Origin of the sequence: Microbacterium sp. JB110 (assembly GCF_003335195.1) — a bacterium.
Lineage (GTDB): Bacteria > Actinomycetota > Actinomycetes > Actinomycetales > Microbacteriaceae > Microbacterium.
The window spans coordinates 423,957-446,713 of record NZ_QPGM01000002.1 but is presented as its reverse complement, the minus strand read 5'-3'; the positions used below and the strand labels follow the sequence as shown (position 1 = coordinate 446,713).

The window sequence follows — 22,757 nt, the reverse complement described above, 5'->3', positions numbered from 1 at the left end:
AAGAACCGGGCTCCTGACTGTGACCCCAGCGGGATTCGAACCCGCGTTACCGCCGTGAGAGGGCGGCGTACTAGGCCGCTATACGATGGGGCCATCTCGTACTTCCAGTTGCCTTCCTCGCGGCTGACAACTAGAAAATTATGGCATGGGTCTTCACCCCGGTCCAAATCGAGGGTGGCTCAGCGTGTCGCCGCGCGCGCCACAAGCGCACAGTCTGCGCAGGAAACCCAGCGAATGGTTAACCTCTTGCCATGCAGGTCACCAAGCTTGAGCACGCAACGCTCCGCGTCACCGAGGGCGACGACATTCTGATCATCGATCCCGGCAGCTTCACCGCGCCGCTGGCCGACCTCGACGGCGTCGTCGCCGTGGTCATCACGCACGAGCACGCCGACCACGTCACCGACGAGCACCTCGCCCGCATCGCCCAGGCGGCGCCCTCCGCCCCCGTCTACGCTCCGGAGGGCGTCGCGCGAGCACTGGACGATCGCTCCATCCGGATCGTCAGCCCCGGCGACACCGTCACGGCCGGCGCCTTCACACTGCGCTTCTTCGGCGGCACGCACGAGATCATCCACACCAGCCTGCCGATCGTCGACAACGTCGGCGTGCTCGTCAACGACCGCCTGTACTACCCCGGCGACTCCTACGTCCTCCCCGACGGCGCCGACATCGAGCTCCTTGCCGCCCCGACCGCCGCCCCATGGCTGCGTCTCGGCGACACCATGGACTTCATCCTCGACGCGAAGCCGCGTCATGCCTTCGGCACCCACGACGCCCCGCTCGTCCCCGGCGCCCTCGCCATGCACCGCGCCCGCATGCGCTGGGCGACCGAGCAGAGCGGCGGCACCTTCCACGACCTCGACCCCGGCGACACCCTCGAGCTCTGACCTACCGGCAAGATCTCCTACGCCCGGCTCCGGGCGTGGGGGCCACGAGGGCATTCCCCCTGGCCCCCACGCCCGCAGCCTCCCCGCCGATGAAGCCAGGCCAGTCGAATCTCCGCAGAAGGGCGGAGGGCATGGGCATCCGGAGGCTGGCATCGGGTTCGGCGTGAGCGAGCGCAGCGAGCGAGGGAATGTCCTCCGGATGCCCATGCCCGTAGCCCGGCACGGACCGCCCTGGCCGCAGACAGCCGGTGTGCCTGCCCCGCCGGTCTCACGCCTCGGGGAACGAAAGAACCCCCTGATCCACCAGGACCAGAGGGCTCTTCCGACGAAGAGAGGCTTACGCCTCGCTCATCGCCACCTTCTCCTTCTGCCCCTTCGCCGCGTAGTACGCGGCACGGGCGGCGAGACGGCGCTCCTGCTCGGCCTGGCCTGCGTCGAGCTCGTCCTGCGGAACGTAGAACTGCTCGTACTCGGTCGTGGCGTTGTACTTGGCGAGGTAGGCATCGAGCTCGGGACCCGACTCCCACGAGTTGATCAGGCAGTAGCGCGGGTCGTTGCTGATGTGGGTGGCGGCGTGCCACAACCGCTGGGTGTCGATGACCAGCTGGGTGCCGGCACGCAGCTGCAGGCGGTACTCGACGCTCGGGTCGGTGCGATTGTCGCGCAGAACGAAGAAGCTGTCCTTGTCGTCGGTCAGCTGGAAGAACGAGCGGACGACCCATCCGGTGCCGTCGGGGTTCAGCCGGTTGTTGTCGTCCTGGTGCAGGTTGTACAGGCAGTCGGCGTACGTGTTCGGCTGCAGTTCGATGATGCGGCAGCGTCCGACGTTGACACCCGGCTCCTTGGCGCGGGCCGTGAGCGTCGGGGCGATCTCGACCTGCGAGTCGATCCAGACGCCGTCCTTGTCGGTGCGCGGCGGCTTGTGGTTCCAGAAGCCGTTGCACTCGATCTCGCCCTTGGCGCTCGCGATCGGGGCGAAGCGGGTGTCACCCGACGACTTCCAGTCGACGTACTCGATGTCGAGCCATTCCTTCGGATCGATCTCGCCCTTGTAGGGGTCGAGGACGACGAAGCCGGTCTCTTCGAGGATCTCTGACTTGATGTAACCCATGTCGGACACATGCCTTTCTCACAGGGGCCAGCGAAGTTTTTACAGGCCCAGGTTAGGTAAGCCTACCTCGCGTAAGATGAATGTCGATGAGCAACGCGACAGGTTCTTCGAGCAACGCCACGAATGTCGATGCCACCGCCGTGAACACGGTCGCCTGGCTCTCCGACCCGGCAACGACCATCGTCGTCCCCGTCTACCAGCGCCAGTACCGCTGGGACATCGGCGGCTGCGAGCAGCTGCTGGCCGATATCCGGGCCGTGTCCGAGCACGACGATCGGCACACGCACTTCATCGGATCGATCCTCTCCTCCGTCAACTCGAACCCGGATGAGGCGGCGCTCGTGCTCATCGACGGCCAGCAGCGCATCACGACGCTGATGCTGCTCATCGCGGCGCTGCACCACACGGTGCGCGACAGCGACCAGGCATTCGCCGCTGAGCTCGAGAGCGTGCTGGTGCGCTCGGACGATTCCGGTCGCACGAAGCTGCGCCCGCATCGCGAGTGGGCCGATGTGTTCGAGAGCGTGGTGCTCGACCGGCGCGCTCCGGAGGACGCGATGCGCGAGTCGCGGTTCGACGACAACTATGCGTTCTTCCGCAGCCAGGTGCAGGCGGAGGAGGCGCCGCGCATCTGGCGCGGACTGCAGAAGCTCGAGCACGTCGCGATCACGCTCGGCGCAGACGCGAACGCGCAGCAGACCTTCGAGAGCCTCAATTCCACCGGCGCACCGCTGCGCGATCACGAGCTGATCCACAACTACGTGCTGATGGGGCTGACTCATTCCGAGCAGATCGAGATCGAGGAGCAGTACTGGCTGCCGATCGAGGAGGCGACGGGCGAGCAGATCGGCACGTTCTGGCGCCACTACCTGATCATGCTCACAGGTCGCGAGGTGCTCATCGAGGGTGAGCGCAGCGTCTACGACGCGTTCCAGCGCTCCTTCCCGCGGCTGGAGCTGCCGGGGCTGAGGGAGCATGCGGCCGAGTGGCGCGCGTTCGCCGACGTGTACCGGACCCTTCTCGAACCGTGGCGGGAGCCGGATGCCGAGCTGGCGCGCCAGCTCGAGTACGTCGGCGTGTTCGGCAAGGGGATGCATCCGCTCGTGATGCGGGCTTATCGCGGCTACCGCGCCGGCGATGTCGGACGCGACGAGCTGGTCGAGGTGCTCGAACACGTGCAGTCACTGCTCCTGCGCCGCAGGATCATCGGACTGCCGACCGATCGCCTGGTGGCCCGGATGTGCAGGGCGCGCGAGGAGGGCCGCGACGCACTGGTGCGTGCGATCGCTCGGATCACGCCGTCGGACGAGCGCGTGCGCGTGTCGCTCAAGTTCGGCGAGCTTCCGCATCCGGAGTACGTGCTGGGGCGCATCGCCGGTGTCAGCGATCTGCAGGCGGTCGGTGTCGACCATGTCTTCCCGCTCGCCCCGAGCGACGAGTGGAGCGGCGCAGAGCGCGCGTGGACCGAGCTCACCGAGGACGAGCAGAACAGCTTCCGCGCCCTCGCTCCGACGCTGGGGAACCTCACCCTCATCGAGAACGAGCTCGCGGAGCGAGCGTTCGCCGCAGCCACGTTCGCCGACAAGCGCGACGCCGTGTACGCGCGCAGCGACATCCGGATCTCCGATGATCTGGCGGACGCTGACGAGTGGACCACCGCGCGCATCGCCGAACGCACCGAGCGGCTCGTGGCGGAGTTCATCCGGGTGTGGAAGCGTCCGTCCGTGGTGCTCATCGACGATGACGGCCTCACCCCGATTCTCGACGCGAAGCTGCGCCGCGGCTGGCCGCGCGGCTGGCAGCGGGAGTTCGAGTACGTCGAGTACCGCGGCGAGCACTGGGAGGTCTACGACGTCAAGTACCTCTTCAACCGCATCTTCAAGCGGCTCTGGGCCGACGGCCGCGAGTACGTCGTCGACTACAGCAACCGCCGCGGCGGCCCGATCTACCCCGCGAAGGCGTGGAACGGACACTGGGACGAGCTGGACGACGAGAACTTCCTCTACATGGGGTGGGACTCGAAGTACATGCTCACCGCGGTGCAGGAGCTGCTCGACGACGCAGGCGACGCCGGCGAGGTCTTCGTCAAGTACAGCTACATCGGCGACGCGATGTGAGTGTGTCCGGTTCGCGCCGTCGGCGCGAACCGGACACACTCAGGACGCCAGCTCCGCGAGGAGGCTCAGCAGCCCGGCACGGGAGCGATCGTGCGGGAACGACCCCTCCGACACGTAGTCGAGCACGCTGCGGCCGTCGCGGAGCGCGGGTGCATGCACGTCGAGGAGCGGCTCGGCGGGGGCACTCGCTTCTCTCGTCGCCTCGGCCGAGTCAACCGCAGCGTCCTCAGCCTGAGCGCGCAGGCGCGAGAACTCCTCGGGAGGGAGCGTATCGTCGATCATCTGCATCAGCTCCCTGTCCCCCGTTTCGTCGCCACCTGAGGACGGTTCCTCCTCCGGTTTCGTCTGCGGCCGAAGCCCGTCGAGGATCGCCGCGTACAGCGGCTCGAGCTCGGCCTCGTCGACGTCGAGGTCGCACAGCTGCACCAGCGCGTGTCCGCCCGCCGTCGCACCGAACGTCGTCGACGCGACGGCGGCGCCCGAGGCCACGAGCCGGCGCAGCAGCACCGCGTCGCCCGCGTCGAGTGTGCGGTTCTCCAGCAGCAGGTTCACCGGTGTGAGGAAGGACAGCTGCGTCGAAGGATCGGCGCCCTCCTCGAGCAGCCACAGGGCGATCTCGCGGCGACTGCGGGGGTCAGGGTTGCTCAGCGCCGCGTCGAGCAGGAATCGGTTCCCCGGTCCGCTCGAGACGACGTCGAGCAGGTCGTTGAGCGAGCCCACGCGCGGCGCATCCAGCACACGCGGGACCGCGTCCTTGGCTGCCTTGACGGCATCCGGATCGACCGGCCTGCCGAAGACGAAGTCCGTGTACGACGCGTCGGCGAACACGTCATCGTCGAAGCCGTCGCCTGCGAACAGCACCTCGGTCAGCGCCTTCAGACCGGTATCGGCGGAAGTGATCCACGCCAGCGGGTTACCGTTCGGGTCACCGTCAGTGGCCGTGGCGCGTGCGCGGCGCAGCAGTCCGTCGGAGGCGCGCCAGTCGGTGCCGTCGCTCCAGTACACGCCGGTCACGACCGGCACGCTCTGCGCCGCCGCGAGTGCGCCGCCCTCCGCCTTCTCGTTCTCCGTCTCTTCTGAGCGCCGCACCACGTCGTACAGACCGCCTGGATCGCGATCGAGCACGAGCGAGAGCAGGTCCTCCGGCACGCCGTCGAACAGCTCGGCGTTCCGCTCATAGGCATCGTCGGCCGTCAGATCCGGCGCGAACTCGTTCGTGCACGACAGCAGCACGCCGCGGCGGTCGTGGGTGAAGTGCCATGCCCAGGTGGCGAACTCCGTGCGGATGCCGCCGCGCGTCGCATCCGGCACGATGTCCGAGCCCACCAGCGCGGGACCGTTCCAGGAGATCGGTTCGTTCTCGCGGCCTGCGAGCGAGCCGAGAACCCGCGCCCTGCCGCGCAGCGCCCAGGTGGTCGTTCCGTCCATCGGATCGAGCACCGCGTCGGCCCTGGCGATCAAAAGCATCACGGAGGGTACGCCGATGGAGCGTTCGCTCGCCGCGCCTGCCAGCAGCATCACCGCATGGCCGTTCACCCACCACCCCGGAGCTTCGTCGAAGCCTGCCGCGCGCATCACCCGCGTCGCCGGCGTACGTCGCACGGCGCCGGAGCGGTCGCGCACGCCCATGTGGAACGCGTCGCCCCAGCGCTCGTTCATCACCGCGAACAGTCCTTCGCTCCACGCGGCGAACTCATCGAGGTACCACTGCTCCGACTCGGCGAGGATCGCGGTCAGTGTGCGCCCGCCGTCGCCGTCGAGAGTTCTGCCGCCGACGTTGAACATGAGATCGTTCCATCCCGCGTCGTCGTCGCTGTGCGTCCACCACTGCTCGCACACGCGCTCGATGTCATCGACGATGGCGCCGCGCCTACCGGAGTGCGGCACGGCATAGCCGAGGAGCCGGTCGTTCTCGGGGCGAGGGCCAGGCGGATACGGACATGCGGCGAACAGCCGCTCGACCTGTGCGCGCTCGGCGACCTCCTCGTCGGAGTCTCCGTGCGGCGACAGGACGTCGGCGTCGAAGGTGCCGCCGAGCCGGAACGGCTGCCTCACGGTGCTCCGGAAGCCGAAATCGTCCATGCCGAGCCCGTCGCGAATGGCGATCTCGAGCAGACCGCGGGTCACTCGCCACGTCGTGCCGTCGAACCAGAAGGCCCCGGTGATGCGCGGCACCGGCGCGTCACCCAGCAGCCCGAACTCGAGCGCATGCTGGGCGACGGCGCCGTCGGGGCGCTCGCCTGCCGCCGCGATGCACGCGAGCAGGTCGTCCGGTACGCCGTCGAGCAGTCGACGGCTCGCGGCGAGCTCGCCCTCGTCTGTGCCGTCGTCGAGCGTGACATCCGGATGCCGGATGAGCAGAAGGGCCCTGCCGTCGTCGGTGAAGATCCACACTGTCGTCTCGCCGGTCCTGCTCTGCAGGTTGCATCGAGTCGCAAGCATCGGCGCCCCGTGCAGGCGCGCTTCTCCGCCGCCGAACAACGTGCTCATGATCACGGCGCGCCGGTGCAGTTCGCCCAGCGTCTCGCCGTGCATGAGCAGCTCCTGCTGGGTCGCGTCGTCGGGCAGCGTCGCCGTCAGTCCACCCATCGCGATCTCCCGCGGCAGCACCAGCATCGCCTGCACGAGCGAGCTCTCTCCCGGCTCGCCCTGCCAGCCGGTGAGCATCGCGACGAATCGGGCGCCGCGATCCCAGAGCTCCGCACTCTCCAAACCGAGCGTGAGCAGGAGCATGTCGACCACGCCCTCGGGGGCGTTGTCGTCGCCCGAGACCTGGGGCTCTCTGACCATCGGTTCGCCCCACGCGCGCTGCGCCGACTGCCGCGCGTCCTCGACCCACGTCAGCGCGGCCGACACATCGTCCTGCGCCTGGGCGGTCGCCTCGCCCTCCGGAGGAACGTACGCTCCGAGCATGACCACCCAGATGCCGGAACTCGTCTGCACCTGCACGCCGTCGATTTCGAAATCCTCGTCGCTCCAGTCGCGTTCGAGGAGCCGCTCGGCGAAGCCGGCGATGTTCCCCGGGTCGATGTCCGCGTGTTCGAAGTCGGGTTCCGGTTCGGTTTCTGGGTCGCTCGTCACACCAGAACCGTACCCGGAGCGTGCGACACGGCTCGATGGGGAGATGTCCCCTCAGTACGTCGAGTTCGGCCCCCTGCGCCGACGGGGGATGTCGGTGTATCCGTACGGGAGGCGACCGTTCTGCAGCTCTTCCGGGCGAAGTCCCGTGACGAGCGCACTGAGGTCGACTTCGAGCGCCGTCGCGATCTGAAGCAGCGTGGACAATGTGGGGTTGCCCCGCCCTCGTTCGATGCGCTGATAGTTCGTCAGGTCCATGTCAGCGCATGCGGCGAGCGCCCGTGCACTCACGCCGGCCCTGCGACGGAACCACACGATGCGGCGCCCGACCTCCCCTGAGGCCGGCGAATGCTTCGTGGCCATCTTCCGATGATGCCGGAGGCAGGGCTTGAGTCCTAAGCATCTGCACCGTGGTACTAGTACCCTGCCGTGCTCGCTCGCCTCAGCCGAGGAGCCCTCCCTACACGGAGCGACGTCCGGAATCGCCGCCGAGCACGAGCACGGAACACGGCAGTGCCACCATCGCCGTCCTCGGACGCTCATCCTGCTCTGACAGCGCGGCTCGCTTCGGCGAGGCGTTCCAGCATGTTCAACTTCCGTTCAAGTCCCTGGGGAGAACTGTTCAGATGAGCCCCCGCCGCGGACACTCGCGCGTCATCCGCCGTCCCTACCGTCTTACGAGACAGCAGGTCCACAATGACGAGAGGGAAACACGTGCGGTTCTCGCAGTTCTCAAAGCCGGCCATGGCCGGTGCGTTCACGCTGACGCTGATCGGAGGCGCGGTCGTGGCTTCGCCGGCGGCCGCGGCAGACGGTGACGTCACGCCGAAGAACGTCATCATCATGATCGGTGACGGCATGGGGTACAACCAGGTCGACCTGATGAACGCCGAAGACTCCGGCAACGTGCACTGGCAGGTGGATCGCGGCGGCGACAACAAGGTGAAGCCGGCTGGCCACAACACGGACCCGGCGGAAGGCTGGCAGTCGTGGAGCCACCTCGGCATGTCGACCCACTGGGTGGACGGGCCCGTGTACGACCCGGCTGAGTCGTGGACGGACTTCGAGTGGAACAAGGAAAGCCCGACGGACTCTGCGGCAGCGGGAACCGCCATGGCCTCCGGCGAGAAGACGTACAACGGCGGTTTGGGCGTCGATGCCGACGGCAACGTCCTCGAGAACCTGTCGGAGCGCGCCCACGCGCTCGGCAAGTCGGCCGGTGTGGTCTCCTCCGTGCCTTACTCGCACGCGACGCCGGCGGCGTTCTCCGCGCACAACGAATCGCGCAACAACTACCACGACATCGCGCACCAGCAGGTGACCGGCGATCTCGAGGTCGTGATGGGCGCAGGGCACCCGCTCTACTCCGACGACAACGAACTGCTCGCCGAGGGCGACTTCTCGTACATCTCGGAGGAGGACTGGAACGCGCTGGCGGACGGCGAGACCGACCGCACGCTCGTCGAGACGAACGAGGACTTCGAGGCTCTGACAGCGGGCGACACCCCCGAGAGCATCTTCGGCGTCGCTCAGGTCGCATCGACCCTGCAGCAGGGCCGCAGCGATAGCGCTGCCCTCAACGACGTCGTCGACCTGCCGACGATGACGGCGGGTGCGCTGAACGTTCTCGACAACAACGACGAGGGCTTCTCGCTGATGGTCGAGGGTGGCGCGATCGATTGGACCGGCCACGCGAACGATTCGGAGCGCACCATCGAGGAGATGCGCGACTTCGACGCCGCCGTCGACACGGTGCTCGACTGGGTCGAGACCAACTCGAGCTGGGACGACACCCTCGTCGTCGTCACGGCCGACCACGAGACGGGCTACCTCTACGGTGAGCTCGAGGACGACTTCAGCGCCATCATTCCCGGTGCCGCTGAGCAGACCGCCCCGGTCACGAACGACCAGGCAACGGCCGACAGCGCAGGAGAGCCCGCGCAGGCGAACGTCCAGGGTTCGAACGAGCCCGCCGTGCAGAAGCCGAACGGCGACGTCGAGGAGACGACGAGTGACGAGACGGCCCCTGCGCCGATTGCCGACACCTTGAGCCCGGCCTACGCTCCGGTCGAGTCCGTCGACGCCGCACACAGCTGGAACAGCGGCAACCACACCAACCAGCTCGTGCCGTTCTTCTACAAGGGCGCCGGCGCCGAGACGGTCACGGGACTCGCCACTGACCTGGACCCCATTCGCGGAGAGTACTTCGACAACATCACGCTGCCCGCATGGCTCCTGGAAGAGGCATGGGTCGCGGCGGACGAAGACCAGAACGATGAGGACCAGACCGACGGCGGCGACCAGACCGACGGCGGTGACCAGACCGACGGTGACGACCAGACCGACGGCAGCCAGACGGACGGCGACACCGACCAGACCGACGGCACCGACCAGGACGGCAACACCGGCACCGACCAGGACGGATCCGGCACGACCGGCGACGACCAGGACCAGAACGACGGCACCAGCGGCGACGCGACGACGGACGAGAGCTCGGCTGACGCACTCGCCGTCACCGGTGCGGACAGCCCGATCCTGCCCGTGGGGATTGCGCTCGGCGCCCTCCTGATCGGCGGCGGCGCGCTCGTGGCTGCTCGACTGAGGCGCAACGCCGCATCCGAGTGATGCTCAGGTGACGCAGCAGCGCGCCACAGTCTGAACGGGTGATGCCCCGGACCCTTTTGGGCCGGGGCATCACCCGTTCTCCGATCCGGCGCACGAGTGCGCCGCGGCGGTCGCTCGACGATCGGTCAGCGCGTCGCGGCGGCAAGCGCGTCAGCCGCGCGCACCAGTGTCAGATGGCTGAACGCCTGGGGAAAGTTGCCCATCAGCTGACCGCTCACGGGATCGTATTCCTCAGCGAGGAGCCCGAGTGGGCTGGCGCAGCCCACGAGACGCTCCATCAGCGACACCGCTTCGTCCATCCGGCCGGTTTTCGCGTACTGCTCCACCAGCCAGAAGCTGCAGGCGAGGAACGGATGCTCGTCTCCCGCAACCCCGTCCGTGCCCGCCGTCGTGCGGTAGCGCAGCAGCAGCCCGTCGCGCATGAGGTCCCGCTCGATGTGTGCAACCGTCGCGAGCATGCGCGGGTCGTCGTAGGCGACGAACCCGGTCTGCGGGATCTGCAGCAGGGAGGCGTCCGCCTCTGTGTTGTCGTAGGTCTGGGTGAATCCGCCTGTCACCGAATTCACGCCGCGAGTGAGGATCTCATCGCGCAGCTCATCGCGCATCCGGGTCCATTCCTCCAGCGGCCCCGCGAGCCCGTGTTCGGAGATCGCGCGGATGCCGCGGTCGAGGCCGGCCCACATCATCACCCTCGAATGTGTGAAGTGATGCGGGTCGCCGCGCATCTCCCACAGGCCCTGATCCTTGCGATCGGCGTGCGTGGTGACGTAGGTGAGCATGTTGCGCTGCAGCGGCCAGGAGAAGGCGTCCTCGTCGATGCCCGCGTCGCGCAGTTCGGCGAGCGCGATCATCACCTCGCCGACGACATCCGCCTGGAACTGTTCGACCGCCCCGTTGCCGATCCTCACCGGCCGCGAATCGGCGTAGCCGACAAGGTGATCCAGTGTGCGCTCGGGCAGCGATCGCTCCCCCGCCACGCCGTACATGATCTGGAGATCCTCCGGGTCGCCGGCCACCGCCCGCAGCAGCCAGTTGCGCCAGTGCAGCGCGCCTCGCGTGCGCCCGTGCACGAGCAGAGCCTGGAGCGTGAGCGCAGAGTCGCGCAGCCAGCAGAACCGGTAGTCCCAGTTGCGTTCGCCTCCCGCCTCTTCCGGAAGCGAGGTCGTCGGCGCCGCGACGATGCCGCCGGTGTCGGCATGGGTGAGCGCGCGCAGCACCAGAAGCGATCGATGCACCGCCTCCGCCCACGGCCCCTGAGTCGTGACGCGGTCGCTCCAGTCGTGCCAGTACTCCCTGGTCGACTCCAGAGCGGCGTCCACGTCGATCGGGGCAGGAGGCTCAGCGTGTGAGGGAGTCCAGGTGAGCACCCACGTGAGCGACTGCCCGGCTGAGAGAGCGAAGGCGCCGCCGTGGCGCGCACCGTCCGGTTCCAGATGCGGGCCGCGCAGCACGTACGCGTCAGGGCCCGCGATCGCCATCAGACACTGTTGGCCGTGCGCACGCACTTTCCGCACCCACGGAGTCGCGGCGCCGTAGGCGGGGCGAAATCGGAGGTCGACGTCGACGGTCACCTCACCGGTGATGCAGCGGATCTCGCGCACGAGGTCGGCGCGGCCGTCCGAAGCAGGCATGAACTCGACGGTCTCCGCCTCCCCGGTCGGCGTCCGCCATCTCGTACGGAGAACGAAGGTGCCCTCCTCGTACCATCGGTCCACCACCTCGCCGCGGCGGGGCGCGATCAGCCAGCGCCCGTCATCCGGCGTGCCGAGGAGCGCCGTGAAGACAGCGTCCGAATCGAATCTCGGCAGGCACAGCCAGTCGATGCTGCCCGCTCGGGACACGAGCGGGCCGGTGTGCAGATCGGCCAGGAGCGCGTAGTCGCTGATCGGAGTGGTCATCGCCTCAGGCTCGCACACTGCGCGCCGTGCTCAGTCGAAGCTGCCGACCTGGGGCTCGCCTGGCAGGGGCGCGTATCGGAGCATCAGAGTGCCGTTGTCCCCGACGGTCACGGGCTCCAGCAGCCTCATGTTCGCGGGTCGAGCACCGTCGGGGAACACCTTCTTCCCCTGCCCCAGCACGATCGGATACACCCAGAGCTGCAGTTCGTCGTAGAGATGCTCGGCGAGCAGTGTCTGCACGAGGTCGATGCTCCCGATCACGTGCACGTCGCGGTAGCGCTGACGCAGGGCCGGGATCTCGGTCGTGAGGTCGACTCCGACCCTCGTGGAGCCCTCCCAGTCGAGTCGCACATGCGAGTTGTGGGAGGCGACGTACTTCGGAACGCTGTTGAAGAGTCTACCGATCTCTCCCTCCGGTCCCGTGGTGTGGTTCGGCCAGTAGCCGGCGAAGATGTCGTATGTCCGCCGCCCCAGCAGCAGCGCGTCAAGGGTCTCCATTCCCGCCATGACACTCGCACCGACCGCCTCACTGGGATGGCCCGCCTGCCATCCGCCGAAGCGGAACCCGTCACTCGTGTCCTCATCCGGCCCGCCCGGCGCCTGAGCGACGCCGTCGAGCGTGGTGAAGAGGTCGATGATGATGCGTCCGGTCATAACGTGCTCCCTTGCGCGTATGCGGCCGAGGGACGAGACCATCGCGATACGGAATGCACCACTCGCCGCCGCTGGCTCACCGGTCTGATGGGCTGCTCCATTCGGCCGCTGACGATCCCACATTCGCAACAAACGACCCCAGCGTCAATGGGGATGGCGCCCTATGCCCTGGTGCGTTCCGCCAGCACAGCGACGACGGGAACAGAGCACAGTGCCAGTACGACGGCGGCGGCGAACAGCACCGCGTAGGAACCGGCGCTGAGCGTCAGCAGCGTGCCGGCGAGCGCCGGGGCGACGACCTGCGGGAGGAGCGTCGCCCACCCGAAGTATCCGAGGTCGCGGCCGTGATTCTCCTTGGACGGAAGCACGTGCAGCAGCAGGAGCAGATCCGATGTCACGTACGCGCCGCGCCCCAGGCCGGAGACCACCGCGTACGCGATGAGTCCGGCCATTCCGGGGATCAGGATGGGCAGACCCAGACCGAGCGCGCCGACCACCGTCGCGACCACAACTGTGGCGACGCGATTCCTGCGTGCCGCGCCGGCGGCTGCCAGCGCGCCCGCCACGACGCACGCGATGTGCACTCCGACTACCATAGCGAGCGTCCGCCCTGCATCCGCGGCGTTCTGGCCCGTGCGGTCGATGACGATGTACAGCAGGTACACCAGCACCATCTGTTGGCCAAGAACCACCAGAGCGCGCGCGATGAACACTCGGCTGAACCCTCGGGAGCGCCACAGCGCGCGCCACTGCCCTGGCTGGCGGTGCGGACGAAGGCCCTCGACGGCGCGATCCGGATTCAGCATGACGAAGCCGATCATTCCCGCCACGAGGACGAGCCCCGCCCCCAGCGTCATCAGAGACAGATTGTCGACGGTGATTCCCGCCACCACCGCGCCGGCCGCGAGTCCGAGCGCCGCGCCGGCACCGTAGTACGCGGCCGTACGTGCGCGAGCGCGCTCCGGCACGCGATCGGCGAGCACCGCGTCGAGAGGCGACTCGATGATGTTCAGCAGTGGCTGCGCGATGAGCCAGCCGACGGCGACGGCGATCACGGTATCGGCCTGACCCAGCCAGGCCACGGCGATGGCCGAGGTGATCGCGCCTGCGACGATCCACGGCGTCCGTCGCCCGAAACGACCGGTCGTCCTGTCCGACCACGCCCCCGCCAGCGGCCTGATCGCGATCGTCACCGCCGAAGACGCCGTCATCACGATGGCGAGGTGGACATCCTTGTTCACCGGGTCCGCATGCTCCAGCAGTGCGGGAACGACGACGCCGCCCAGAGCCGAGTAGAGGAGGTTCAACAGCAGATTCGCACCGAGCAGCGACATCGGCAGAGATCGCTTCACGTGCATGATCTTCTCACGAGCGCGGACACCAGAGGTGGCATCCTGCTGTTCCGCGCATCCGGATGGTGTGTCGGATGCTGGGGAGGCACTTCGGAACGGGATATCAGGATTCGTCCGTGTGCTAGCATCACTTCACGTTCAAGAGTCGCGATCGTAGGTACCTGGCCGGTCGCGCGACAACCCGAATCCATCGATTCCCGGGTGTCCCAGGGGAAGAACGGGCGGCACGGACTTCGTGTCGCAAGATTCGATGGGGCGCACGCCCCGGAAAGGGGCACGATGATGCCCACTTCATTGAGCCGTTTCGATGCAGACTCCGATTGGTGGGAGAAGTTCGGGCTGAGAGCCGACGCCTCGAAGCCCACCGGTCCGTACGAGCACCGTCTCGCCCGTGCCGCGCACGACGTGCTCCGCGCGCACCCGCCGACCGCATTCGCGTCCGGTGACGGCGCTGCACCGCTCTCCCTCGAAGATGTCGTCGCTCTCGTCGATGCTGCCGCAGCCGAGGCGAAGCGCGAGCACGAAAGCGAATGGGAGCGGGACGCCGAGGAGCAGCGTCGAGTCGGATGGGAGAAGATCGAAGACTCCCTCGCAGGCCCCGACGCAGACGACCAGATCTCCATAGGGCGGTGGGCCGGCATCTCCCGAGGAGAGGCGATCGCGTGGTGCTGGAACCTCTTCCAGTACGAGCCGCACGGCTTCGTCCACCCAGGCACCGAGGTGCGGGCACGGGCACTGAACTCTCTTCGGGCCGGCGACATCCCAGAGGTCTTCGGCTACCCCGAGCGCGCCCGAGAACTGAAGGAGCGGGGTGTGATGCCGCGAGAGTATCGGCGATACCGAGAGGCACTGGGTTCGAAGATCGCCCCGGTCCCTCTCGCGCCGACCGGCGAGTGAGCTCTCACCAGAGCAAGAAACCCCCGCCTGAGCGGGGGTTTCTTCTCTTGCTGGGGTACCTGGACTCGAACCAAGAATGGCGGTACCAGAAACCGCTGTGTTGCCAATTACACCATACCCCAAGGGCGTGACCGGAGCCTCGCACCGAGGAATCAGTTTACCCGACTCCTCATCGGCCGCCAAACCGAGCCGCGCACGCGTGTCGTGCGCGGCTCGGTCTGCCGTTACGCGGCGAGGCGGTCGGCGAGCGCCGTCAGGCGGCGCACCGACTCGTTCCGACCGAGCAGCTCGAGTGACTCGAACAGCGGCGGCGAGACGCGACGCCCCGTCACGGCGACGCGCGGCGGGCCGTACGCCAGGCGCGGCTTCAGGCCCATGCCGTCCACGAGCGCCTCCGACAGCACTGCCTGGATCGCCTCCGCGGAGAACTCCCCCACGCTCTCCAGCGCGGCCGCGCAGGCGCGCAGCACCTCGCCGGCGTTGTCGCCGAGCTTCGCCACGGCCTCCTCGTCGTAGTCGACATCGTCGACGAACAGGAACCCGAGAAGGCCAGGCGCATCGCCCAGAAGCGGCAGTCGCTCCTGGATCAGCGGCGCCGCCTTCGCGATCAGCGCGCGCTCGTCATCCGTCGGCTCGGCCGCCACGACCCCGGCCTGCACCAGGTACGGCATGATGCGCGAGGCGAAATCTGCGGCATCGAGCATCCGGATGTGGTCTCCGTTGATCGACTCCGCCTTCTTCTGGTCGAAGCGAGCGGGGTTCGGGTTCACATCGGCGACGTCGAACGCCGAGATGAACTCCTCGAGCGAGAACACGTCGCGATCCGGTGCGATCGACCAGCCGAGCAGCGCGAGATAGTTCAGCAGCCCCTCGTGCGTGAAGCCCTTGTCGCGCTGCAGGAACAGGTCGGCACGGGGGTCGCGCTTGGAAAGCTTCTTGTTGCCCTCTCCGAGCACGAGCGGCAGGTGCCCGAAGCGCGGGATGAACTCGGCAGCGCCCGCCTCGATGAGCGCGCGGTACAGCACGATCTGGCGCCCGGTCGACGGCATCAGGTCCTCGCCGCGCAGCACGTGCGTGATGCCCATCAGCGCATCGTCGACCGGGTTCACGAACGTGTACAACGGCACGCCGTTCGGGCGCACGATCACGAAGTCGGGGAACGATCCTGCGGGGAACGTGATCTCACCGCGCACCAGGTCGTCGTAGGCGATGTCCTCATCCGGGACCTTCAGCCGCAGCGCAGGCTGGCGGCCCTCGGCGCGGAACTGCGCCTTCTGCTCGTCGGTCAGCTCGCGGTCGTAGTTGTCGTAGCCCTGTTGCTTCGGCCGACCATTGGCCTCGTTGCGGGCGTCGATCTCCTCGGCCGTCGAGAAGCTCTCGTACACGAGCCCCTTCTCGATCAGCGTGTCGAGCACCCCGCGGTGCAGGTCGTGCCGCTCCGACTGCCGGTAGGGCGCATGCGGACCGCCGACCTCGACGCCCTCGTCCCAGTCGATCTCGAGCCAGCGCAGCGCCTCGATCAGCTGGTCGTAGCTCTCCTGGCTGTCGCGCGCGGCGTCGGTGTCTTCGATGCGGAACACCATCTTGCCGCCGTTGTGGCGCGCGTAGCCCCAGTTGAACAGAGCGGTCCGGATGAGGCCGACGTGCGGCAGACCGGTCGGTGACGGGCAGAAGCGCACGCGGACGTCGGATCCGGTCGCAGTCGTGGTGCGGGAGTCAGGAGTAGGCATCGACACAATCCTAGCCTCACGCCCGCCCGCCACATCGGGCCCCTCGTCGGCGACGGAGCACCGGATCAGTTCATCTGGGAGAACAGCGTGAACATGTATGCCAGGAACGAGCCGGCGCTGATGAAGAACAGGATGAACGGCAGAACGAACCCGACGATCGAGACGACGAGCGCCCAGATGCTCATCGCTCGGCCCGGACTGTGCTTCACGATCGCGATGATGGCGATGATCATCGAGGCGATCACGAACGGGATGAACAGGCCGCCCACGATCGGGAGGAAGCGCAGCACGGCCGCGGGGATCGCGATGCTCAGCGCCGTGATCGCGAGTGCCTTCGACGGCGGGGCGGGGCGTCCGCCCGGCGCGGCGTACATGCCCGGCGGTGCGTAGACCGCCTGCGGCTGCGCTGCGTACGCACCGGGCGGGGCGTACACCGGCGGCTGCGGCTGCCCGTGCGGGGCGACGGCGTATCCGGGCTGTGCCGCACCTGCGTACGGGGCGGGCCTCGCGTCTCCCGGATGCCCGGGCTGCGGCGCGCCTTCCGACCGCGGATCGCTGCTGCTCATATCCCCCACGTCTTCCGTCAGGCGGCGTTCCGCGCTGTGTTGCGCAGAGTTCCGACGCCCGGGATCTCGATCTCGATGGTGTCGCCCGCGTCGAACGGACCGACGCCCTCGGGCGTGCCGGTGAGAATCACATCGCCGGGCAGCAGTGTGAACGCGGCGGAGATGTACTCGATCAGCTGCGGAATCCCGAACACCATGTCGGTGAACGGCGCCCGCTGCTTGACCTCGTCGCCGAGGCGCGTGATGACCTCTCCCTGCACGTAGTCGAACTCCGTCTCGATGGCGGGCCCGAGGGGCAGGAAGGTGTCGAAGCCCTTCGCCCTCGACCACTGCCCGTCGCTGCGCTGCAGGTCGCGGGCGGTGACGTCGTTCGCGACCGTGTACCCGAACACGTATCCGAGCGCGTCATCGGCCTTCACGTTCTTTGCGATCCGACCGATCACCACGGCGAGCTCGCCCTCGAAGTGCGTGTTCTGCGACTGCGGCGGGCGCACGATCGTGTCGCCTGGGCCGATCACCGAGGTGTTCGGCTTCAGGAACAGCAGCGGTTCATCCGGAACCTCGCCATCGAACTCCGCCGCGTGGGCGGCATAGTTCTTGCCGACGCAGACGATCTTCGAGCGCGGGATCACCGGCGCCAGCAGTGCGGCGTCACCGAGCGGCACGCGCTCGCCCGTCGTCTCGAACCCGGCGAACATCGGGTCTCCCGCGAGAACGACGAGCTCCTTGTCGTCGAGAACCCCGTAGCGGATGGCGTCGTTGTGGCTGAACCGAGCGATCTTCACGCGGCCAGCCTACCTGCGCTTCCCGCCTCGATAGTTCTTCATTTCTGGCACATCTCCGGGGGCGCACAGCAGCAGAGATGTGCCAGAAATGAAGAAAAACAGGCACGAGCGCGCGGGCGCGCGGGGTGCGAGGGTCAGGCGTCGAGGCGCAGCAGCCAATCGTGGGCGTCGTCGCGCCGTCCGTATTGGATGTCTGTCAGCTCTTCGCGCAGCGAGAGACCGAGCTCGCCGGTGGGCTGAGCGTCGGAGAACTCCGCGGCCTTCAGCGCGCCGATCGGCGTGACCACGGCAGCCGTGCCGCATGCGAACACCTCGACGATGTCGCCTGACGCGACGCCCTCGCGCCACTCCGCCAACGAGACTCCGCGGCGCTCGATCGCGTGACCGCGCTCGGAGGCGAGCTGCAGCAGCGAGTTGCGCGTGACTCCGTCGAGGATCGTGTCGGAATCGGGGGTGACGAGGGTGCCGTCCTTCTTCACGAACACGATGTTCATGCCGCCGAGCTCTTCGACGTTGCCTTCGGCGTCGAGGAACACGACCTGGTCGCACCCCTGTTCCGCGGCCTCCGCCTGGGGCAGCAGGCTCGATGCGTAGTTGCCTCCGGTCTTCGCGGAACCGGTGCCGCCCTGCGCCGCGCGCGAGTACGTCTCGCTCAGCCAGATCGTGACCGGCTTCACGCCGCCGGAGAAGTACGCACCGGACGGGCTGCCGATCAGCCGGTAGTCGTATTTCTTCGCCGGGCGCACGCCGAGGAAGGCTTCCTTGGCGTACATGAACGGCCGCAGGTACAGCGTCTGATCCGGGTTCGACGGCACCCAGTCGCCGTCGACGGCGATCAGCTCGCGCAGAGACTGCAGGAAGTACTCCTCTGGCAGCTCCGGCATCGACATCCGGCGTGCGCTGCTGTTCATGCGCTTCGCGTTCATGTCGGGGCGGAAGGTGTAGATGCCGCCGTCGGCGTGGCGGTATGCCTTCAGCCCTTCGAAGATCTCCTGCGCGTAGTGCAGCACCGCTGCGGCGGGATCGAGCTGGATCGGTCCGTACGGGCGCACCTGCGGACGATGCCACCCGCCCTTCTCCGACCAGCAGATGTCGACCATATGGTCGGTGAAGACCGAGCCGAAGCCCGGGTCGACGAGCAGCTGCTCGCGCTCTGTCGGGTTCTTCGCTGCGAGGTTCTTCTGAACCAGGAAGTCGAGCGGGGCGGGGGTTTCGGCCATGGTGATTTCGATCCTTAGCTGCGTGGGCGTCGTGGCCGGCGGGCCGGCTGCGACGCGACAGATTCCTAGGTTACGCCTGCACTCCGACGGTGATGGCGTCGCCGATCTCGGATGTGGTGCGGGGCTCCTCACCGCGTTCTGCGATGTCGGCCTCGACGGCTGCGGTCACACGCGCCGCCTCGGCGGCGAGACCGAGATGCTCGAGCATGAGTGCCACGGAGGCGATCGCGGCCGTGGGGTCTGCGGCGCCGGTGCCCGCGATGTCGGGGGCCGATCCGTGCACGGGCTCGAACATCGAGGGGAACGTGCCGTCCGGGTTGATGTTGCCGGAGGCTGCGAGGCCGATACCGCCGGTTACGGCACCCGCCAGATCGGTGAGGATGTCGCCGAAGAGGTTGTCGGTGACGATCACATCGAAACGGCTGGGGTTCGTGACCATGAAGATCGTGACCGCGTCGACGTGCAGATAGTCTACGTCGACGTCGGGGAACTCCGTGCCCACCTCCTCGACGACGCGCCGCCAGAGCGAGCCCGCGTTCACGAGCACGTTGGTCTTGTGCACCAGCGTCAGCTTGTTGCGGCGCTTGCGTGCGGTCTGGAACGCGTAGCGCACGACCCGCTCGACGCCGAACGCGGTGTTCACACTCGTCTCGTTCGCGACCTCGTGCGCAGTGCCCTGCCGGATGGAGCCGCCGTTGCCGACATATGGCCCCTCCGTCCCCTCGCGCACCACGACGAAGTCGATCTCGCCCGGATCGGCGAGCGGACCCGCCTGACCGGGGTGCAGCTTCGACGGACGCAGGTTCACGTAGTGGTCGAGCGAGAACCGCAGCTTCAACAGCAGCCCGCGCTCGATGTTGGCGTCGCGCAGGCGTGGGTCGCCCGGCTGCCCGCCGACGGCGCCCAGCAGGATCGCATCGTGAGCGCGGATGGCGTCGAGGTCGTCGTCCGTGAGGGTGTCGCCGGTATCGAGGAAGCGCTGCGCGCCCAGCGAGAAGCGTGTTCTGTCGAAGCGCACCTCCGTGCCGGCGGTCGCCGCATCGAGCACTTTCTCTGCCTCGGCAACAACCTCGGGGCCGATCCCGTCGCCGGGGATGACTGCCAATTTCACGACGCGCGACATCGCTCTCCTTCTCGTCGTTCCCTCACGGGCTGTTGCGCCCGTGGACTTCCCATCAGCGTAGCCGCCGCGGTCACGGCATCGCGCCCCGGACCGCGGTCTGCGGTGGCCGGGGCGCGATGATCGGTCTGGGGCGCGCCTCAGTCTTCGGCGAGCTCGATCTGACGCACGAGCGACGCGCCGATCGCGGTGCCGAGGTCATCGAGCACCTCATCCGGCACACGGGCGTTCACCGTGATCACGGCGATCGCCTGGCCGTCGACCTCGCGCGCGACCTGCATCCCCTCGATGTTGATGCCTGCGTCGCCGAGCTTCTTGCCGTACACGGCGACGATGCCTGGGCCGTCTTCGTACCGGATGACGACGTGGTGCCGCTCGAGGGGAACCTCGATCTCGTAGTGGTTGATCCGCACGAGCTTCTGCACCATGCGGGTGCCGGCGAGCGTGCCCGCGACCTCAAGGGTCGACCCGTCGGAGAGCGTGCCGCGCAGGATGGTGACGTTGCGGTACTCGGGGCTGTCGGCCTCCACGATCATCCGGGTCTCGATGCCGCGCTGTTCGGCGATCACCGGCGCATTCACGTACGACACCGACTCACTGACCACGTTGCGCAGGATGCCCTTCAGCGCAGCCAAGCGGTAGACGCTCACGTCGTAGGCCGCCAGCTCGCCGCGCACCTCCACGTCGAGCGACTGCAGGCCGCCGACGGCGAGGCCGCCGAACACCTGTCCGAGCTTCTCCACGAGATCGATGCCGGGCCGCACGAAGGGGTCGATGGCCCCGCCGGCGACGTTGACTGCATCCGGAACCAGGTCGCCTTCGAGGGCGAGCTTGACCGACTTCGCGACCGAGACGCCGGCCTTCTCCTGTGCCTCGCTCGTCGACGCGCCGAGGTGCGGCGTCACGACGACGCTGCTCAGCCCCGTCAGCGACGCGTCGGCGGGGGGCTCCGTGGTGAACACGTCGAGGCCAGCGCCGGCGATCTCGCCCGCCGTGAGAGCGGCCGCGAGAGCTTCTTCGTCGATCAGCCCGCCGCGGGCGACGTTGACGACGTATGCGCTCGGCTTCATAGCCTTCAGCTCCGCCTCGCCGATCATCCCCGTCGTCTCGGGGGTCTTCGGCATGTGGATCGTGAGGAAGTCGACCTGCTTCACCAGCTCATCGAGGCTGAGCAGCTCGACTCCCAGCTGCTGTGCGCGGGTGCTGGTGACGTAGGGGTCGTATGCCACGACGCGCATACCGAACCCCTGCATGCGTGCGGCGACGAGCGCGCCGATGCGACCGAGCCCGACGACGCCGAGGGTCTTCTCGTACAGCTCGACGCCGCTGAAGCTGCTCCGCTTCCACTCGCCTGCCCCGAGCGACGCGCGTGCCGCCGGGATGCGGCGCGCAAGGCTGAGGATGTGGCCGCAGGTGAGCTCGGCCGCGGAGATGATGTTCGAGGTCGGCGCGTTCACGACCATGACGCCGGCAGTCGTCGCCGCCTTGATGTCGACGTTGTCGAGGCCGACGCCGGCACGGGCGATCACCTTGAGCTTCGGTGCGTACGAGATCGCTTCCGCGTCCATCTTGGTCGCCGAGCGGACCAGGACCGCGTTCGCCTCTGCCAGCGCGTCGAACAGCGCGGGCCGATCGGTTCCGTCGATCTGTCGGATGTCGAAGTCGGGCCCGAGGGCGTCGACGGTGGCGGGCGAGAGCTGTTCGGCGATCAGGACGACGGGCTTCGACACGTAGGATCCTTCGAGGCATTGCGCGCGGGCGCGGTGGATATCGCCGCGCCGCGCACCATCGCCGACGCGATCTGCGCCCAGCCTATAACCGGCGCGCGTCGGTGACGAATCAGCGCGAATCAGGACGTGACAAGCGCCGAGAAGTTGACGTAGGTGACGTAGGCGAGGACGTTCACCCAGAACACGCCGACGAGGGTGAGACCTGCCAGCAGGAGCAGCGAGAGCACGCCGACGCCGCGCCGACGACCGACCGAGAGGCCGACCGCGAAGACGACGATCGGCAGCACGATCGTCAGAGCCCACATGATCCACATCATCGGTCCGGAGCCGCGCAGTCCGTCCCAGCCGTTCACGATCTGCGCGATGCCGTTCCAGACGGCGAACGCGTAGAGCAGGCCGAAGAAGCCGGCGACCGCCGCGATGATCCAACGGGGAGCGCGCCGCGCGCGCGTGTCGTCGCTCACAGTCCCACCGTCCCCAGCATCACGAAGGGCCACGGCACGAGCACCACGATCCCGGCGACGAGCGTGGTGAAGCGCACCCACGGCAAGTGCCGCTTCGTCAGGATCCACGACGTCAGGAACCAGACGATCGGTGCGGCGATCGCGAGCGCGAGGCTCGCGGTGAGCATCGCATCGGGAGACAGTGGCCGCATGCGGGCGGCCGTGGCGATCCATCCGGCGGTCCAGAGCGCGTAGACGCCGCCGAGCACGCCGAGTGCCACCAGTGCGACATCGCCCATGCGGCGCGGTTCCGCGTCGTCGCCCGCCGGCTCTTCGCCTGCGGATTCCTCGGTCGCCTCGTCCGCGACGTCGGCTGCCGGTTCCGGCTCCCCGGCCGATTCGGCAGGTGCCGGCTCAGCCCCGCCGACGGCTTCTGGCACCGGAGGCGCGACAGCCTCATCCGGATGTTCGGCGCCGGTATCGAGGGTGGGGTCGTTGTCCCCGTCCCATGCGAAGGCGTCGTCTGCTCTCGACATACCTC

Annotated in this window: 18 protein-coding genes, 2 tRNA genes and 1 riboswitch; of the genes, 4 read left to right on the top strand and 16 right to left on the bottom strand. The window is 68.0% G+C overall.

The window, feature by feature from the left end; translation table 11 throughout:
- Positions 1-20: 20 nt before the first annotated feature.
- Positions 21-93: transfer RNA gene (locus CIK77_RS05635), tRNA-Glu, on the bottom strand.
- A 158-nt stretch (positions 94-251) separates the two neighbouring features.
- Between CIK77_RS05635 and CIK77_RS05630 the strand changes: the two genes are divergently transcribed.
- Positions 252-890, top strand: a complete 639-nt coding sequence (locus tag CIK77_RS05630) for an MBL fold metallo-hydrolase (protein ID WP_087054672.1) — start codon at positions 252-254, stop codon at positions 888-890.
- A gap of 337 nt (positions 891-1,227) precedes the next feature.
- On the opposite strand, the gene CIK77_RS05625 is transcribed toward CIK77_RS05630, so the two are convergent.
- Positions 1,228-2,001, bottom strand: a complete 774-nt coding sequence (locus tag CIK77_RS05625; RefSeq protein WP_087054671.1) for a hypothetical protein — start codon at positions 1,999-2,001, stop codon at positions 1,228-1,230.
- Positions 2,002-2,087: 86 nt separating this feature from the next.
- Between CIK77_RS05625 and CIK77_RS05620 the strand changes: the two genes are divergently transcribed.
- Positions 2,088-4,118, top strand: a complete 2,031-nt coding sequence (locus tag CIK77_RS05620) for a DUF262 domain-containing protein (protein WP_087054670.1) — start codon at positions 2,088-2,090, stop codon at positions 4,116-4,118.
- 39 nt (positions 4,119-4,157) lie between these two features.
- On the opposite strand, the gene CIK77_RS05615 is transcribed toward CIK77_RS05620, so the two are convergent.
- Positions 4,158-7,199, bottom strand: coding sequence for a hypothetical protein (locus CIK77_RS05615; protein ID WP_087054669.1), 3,042 nt, complete (start codon positions 7,197-7,199; stop codon positions 4,158-4,160).
- A 51-nt stretch (positions 7,200-7,250) separates the two neighbouring features.
- A complete protein-coding gene (locus tag CIK77_RS17625; RefSeq protein WP_170934107.1) occupies positions 7,251-7,559 on the bottom strand; it encodes a helix-turn-helix domain-containing protein in 309 nt (102 codons plus the stop codon).
- 351 nt (positions 7,560-7,910) lie between these two features.
- Here CIK77_RS17625 and CIK77_RS05605 point away from each other — a divergent pair, with 351 nt between their 5' ends.
- On the top strand, positions 7,911-9,821 hold the full coding sequence (locus CIK77_RS05605) for an alkaline phosphatase (protein WP_170934106.1): 1,911 nt from the start codon (positions 7,911-7,913) through the stop codon (positions 9,819-9,821).
- 125 nt (positions 9,822-9,946) lie between these two features.
- Here CIK77_RS05605 and CIK77_RS05600 read toward each other — a convergent pair whose 3' ends face one another.
- From CIK77_RS05600 to CIK77_RS05590, 3 genes are all read right to left on the bottom strand, one after another.
- On the bottom strand, positions 9,947-11,719 hold the full coding sequence (locus tag CIK77_RS05600) for a glycoside hydrolase family 15 protein (RefSeq protein WP_087054666.1): 1,773 nt from the start codon (positions 11,717-11,719) through the stop codon (positions 9,947-9,949).
- Between the two features lie 30 nt (positions 11,720-11,749).
- Positions 11,750-12,373 (bottom strand): dihydrofolate reductase family protein, encoded by a 624-nt coding sequence (locus CIK77_RS05595; protein WP_087054665.1) that lies wholly within the window; start codon positions 12,371-12,373, stop codon positions 11,750-11,752.
- A gap of 161 nt (positions 12,374-12,534) precedes the next feature.
- Positions 12,535-13,725, bottom strand: a complete 1,191-nt coding sequence (locus tag CIK77_RS05590; RefSeq protein ID WP_170934105.1) for an MFS transporter — start codon at positions 13,723-13,725, stop codon at positions 12,535-12,537.
- 136 nt (positions 13,726-13,861) lie between these two features.
- Positions 13,862-13,978: riboswitch (SAM riboswitch) on the top strand.
- A gap of 29 nt (positions 13,979-14,007) precedes the next feature.
- Between CIK77_RS05590 and CIK77_RS05585 the strand changes: the two genes are divergently transcribed.
- Entirely contained in the window at positions 14,008-14,622 is a 615-nt protein-coding gene (locus CIK77_RS05585; protein ID WP_140403519.1) for a hypothetical protein, read from the top strand.
- Between the two features lie 50 nt (positions 14,623-14,672).
- Here CIK77_RS05585 and CIK77_RS05580 read toward each other — a convergent pair.
- The 9 genes from CIK77_RS05580 to CIK77_RS05540 all read right to left on the bottom strand — a co-directional run bounded on the left by CIK77_RS05580 (position 14,673) and on the right by CIK77_RS05540 (position 22,752).
- Positions 14,673-14,744 (bottom strand) — tRNA-Gln (locus CIK77_RS05580).
- Positions 14,745-14,846: 102 nt separating this feature from the next.
- Entirely contained in the window at positions 14,847-16,352 is a 1,506-nt protein-coding gene (gene gltX / locus CIK77_RS05575) for a glutamate--tRNA ligase (protein ID WP_087054662.1), read from the bottom strand.
- A gap of 65 nt (positions 16,353-16,417) precedes the next feature.
- The gene (locus CIK77_RS05570; RefSeq protein ID WP_087054661.1) at positions 16,418-16,918 is read right to left on the bottom strand and encodes a hypothetical protein; all 501 of its coding nucleotides are present in this window, start codon (positions 16,916-16,918) and stop codon (positions 16,418-16,420) included.
- 17 nt (positions 16,919-16,935) lie between these two features.
- Positions 16,936-17,703 (bottom strand): fumarylacetoacetate hydrolase family protein, encoded by a 768-nt coding sequence (locus CIK77_RS05565; RefSeq protein ID WP_087054660.1) that lies wholly within the window; start codon positions 17,701-17,703, stop codon positions 16,936-16,938.
- A gap of 134 nt (positions 17,704-17,837) precedes the next feature.
- Positions 17,838-18,923, bottom strand: coding sequence for a branched-chain amino acid aminotransferase (locus tag CIK77_RS05560; RefSeq protein WP_087054659.1), 1,086 nt, complete (start codon positions 18,921-18,923; stop codon positions 17,838-17,840).
- Between the two features lie 70 nt (positions 18,924-18,993).
- A complete protein-coding gene (locus tag CIK77_RS05555; RefSeq protein WP_087054658.1) occupies positions 18,994-20,046 on the bottom strand; it encodes a 3-isopropylmalate dehydrogenase in 1,053 nt (350 codons plus the stop codon).
- Positions 20,047-20,183: 137 nt separating this feature from the next.
- Positions 20,184-21,773 carry a phosphoglycerate dehydrogenase gene (serA, locus tag CIK77_RS05550; protein WP_087054657.1) on the bottom strand — a complete coding sequence of 530 codons (1,590 nt, stop codon included), beginning with the start codon at positions 21,771-21,773 and terminating at the stop codon, positions 20,184-20,186.
- Between the two features lie 119 nt (positions 21,774-21,892).
- Positions 21,893-22,237 carry a hypothetical protein gene (locus CIK77_RS05545; RefSeq protein ID WP_087054656.1) on the bottom strand — a complete coding sequence of 115 codons (345 nt, stop codon included), beginning with the start codon at positions 22,235-22,237 and terminating at the stop codon, positions 21,893-21,895.
- Entirely contained in the window at positions 22,234-22,752 is a 519-nt protein-coding gene (locus CIK77_RS05540; RefSeq protein ID WP_087054655.1) for a hypothetical protein, read from the bottom strand. The genes CIK77_RS05545 and CIK77_RS05540 overlap by 4 nt, the downstream gene beginning before the upstream one ends.
- Between the last annotated feature and the right edge of the window lie 5 nt (positions 22,753-22,757).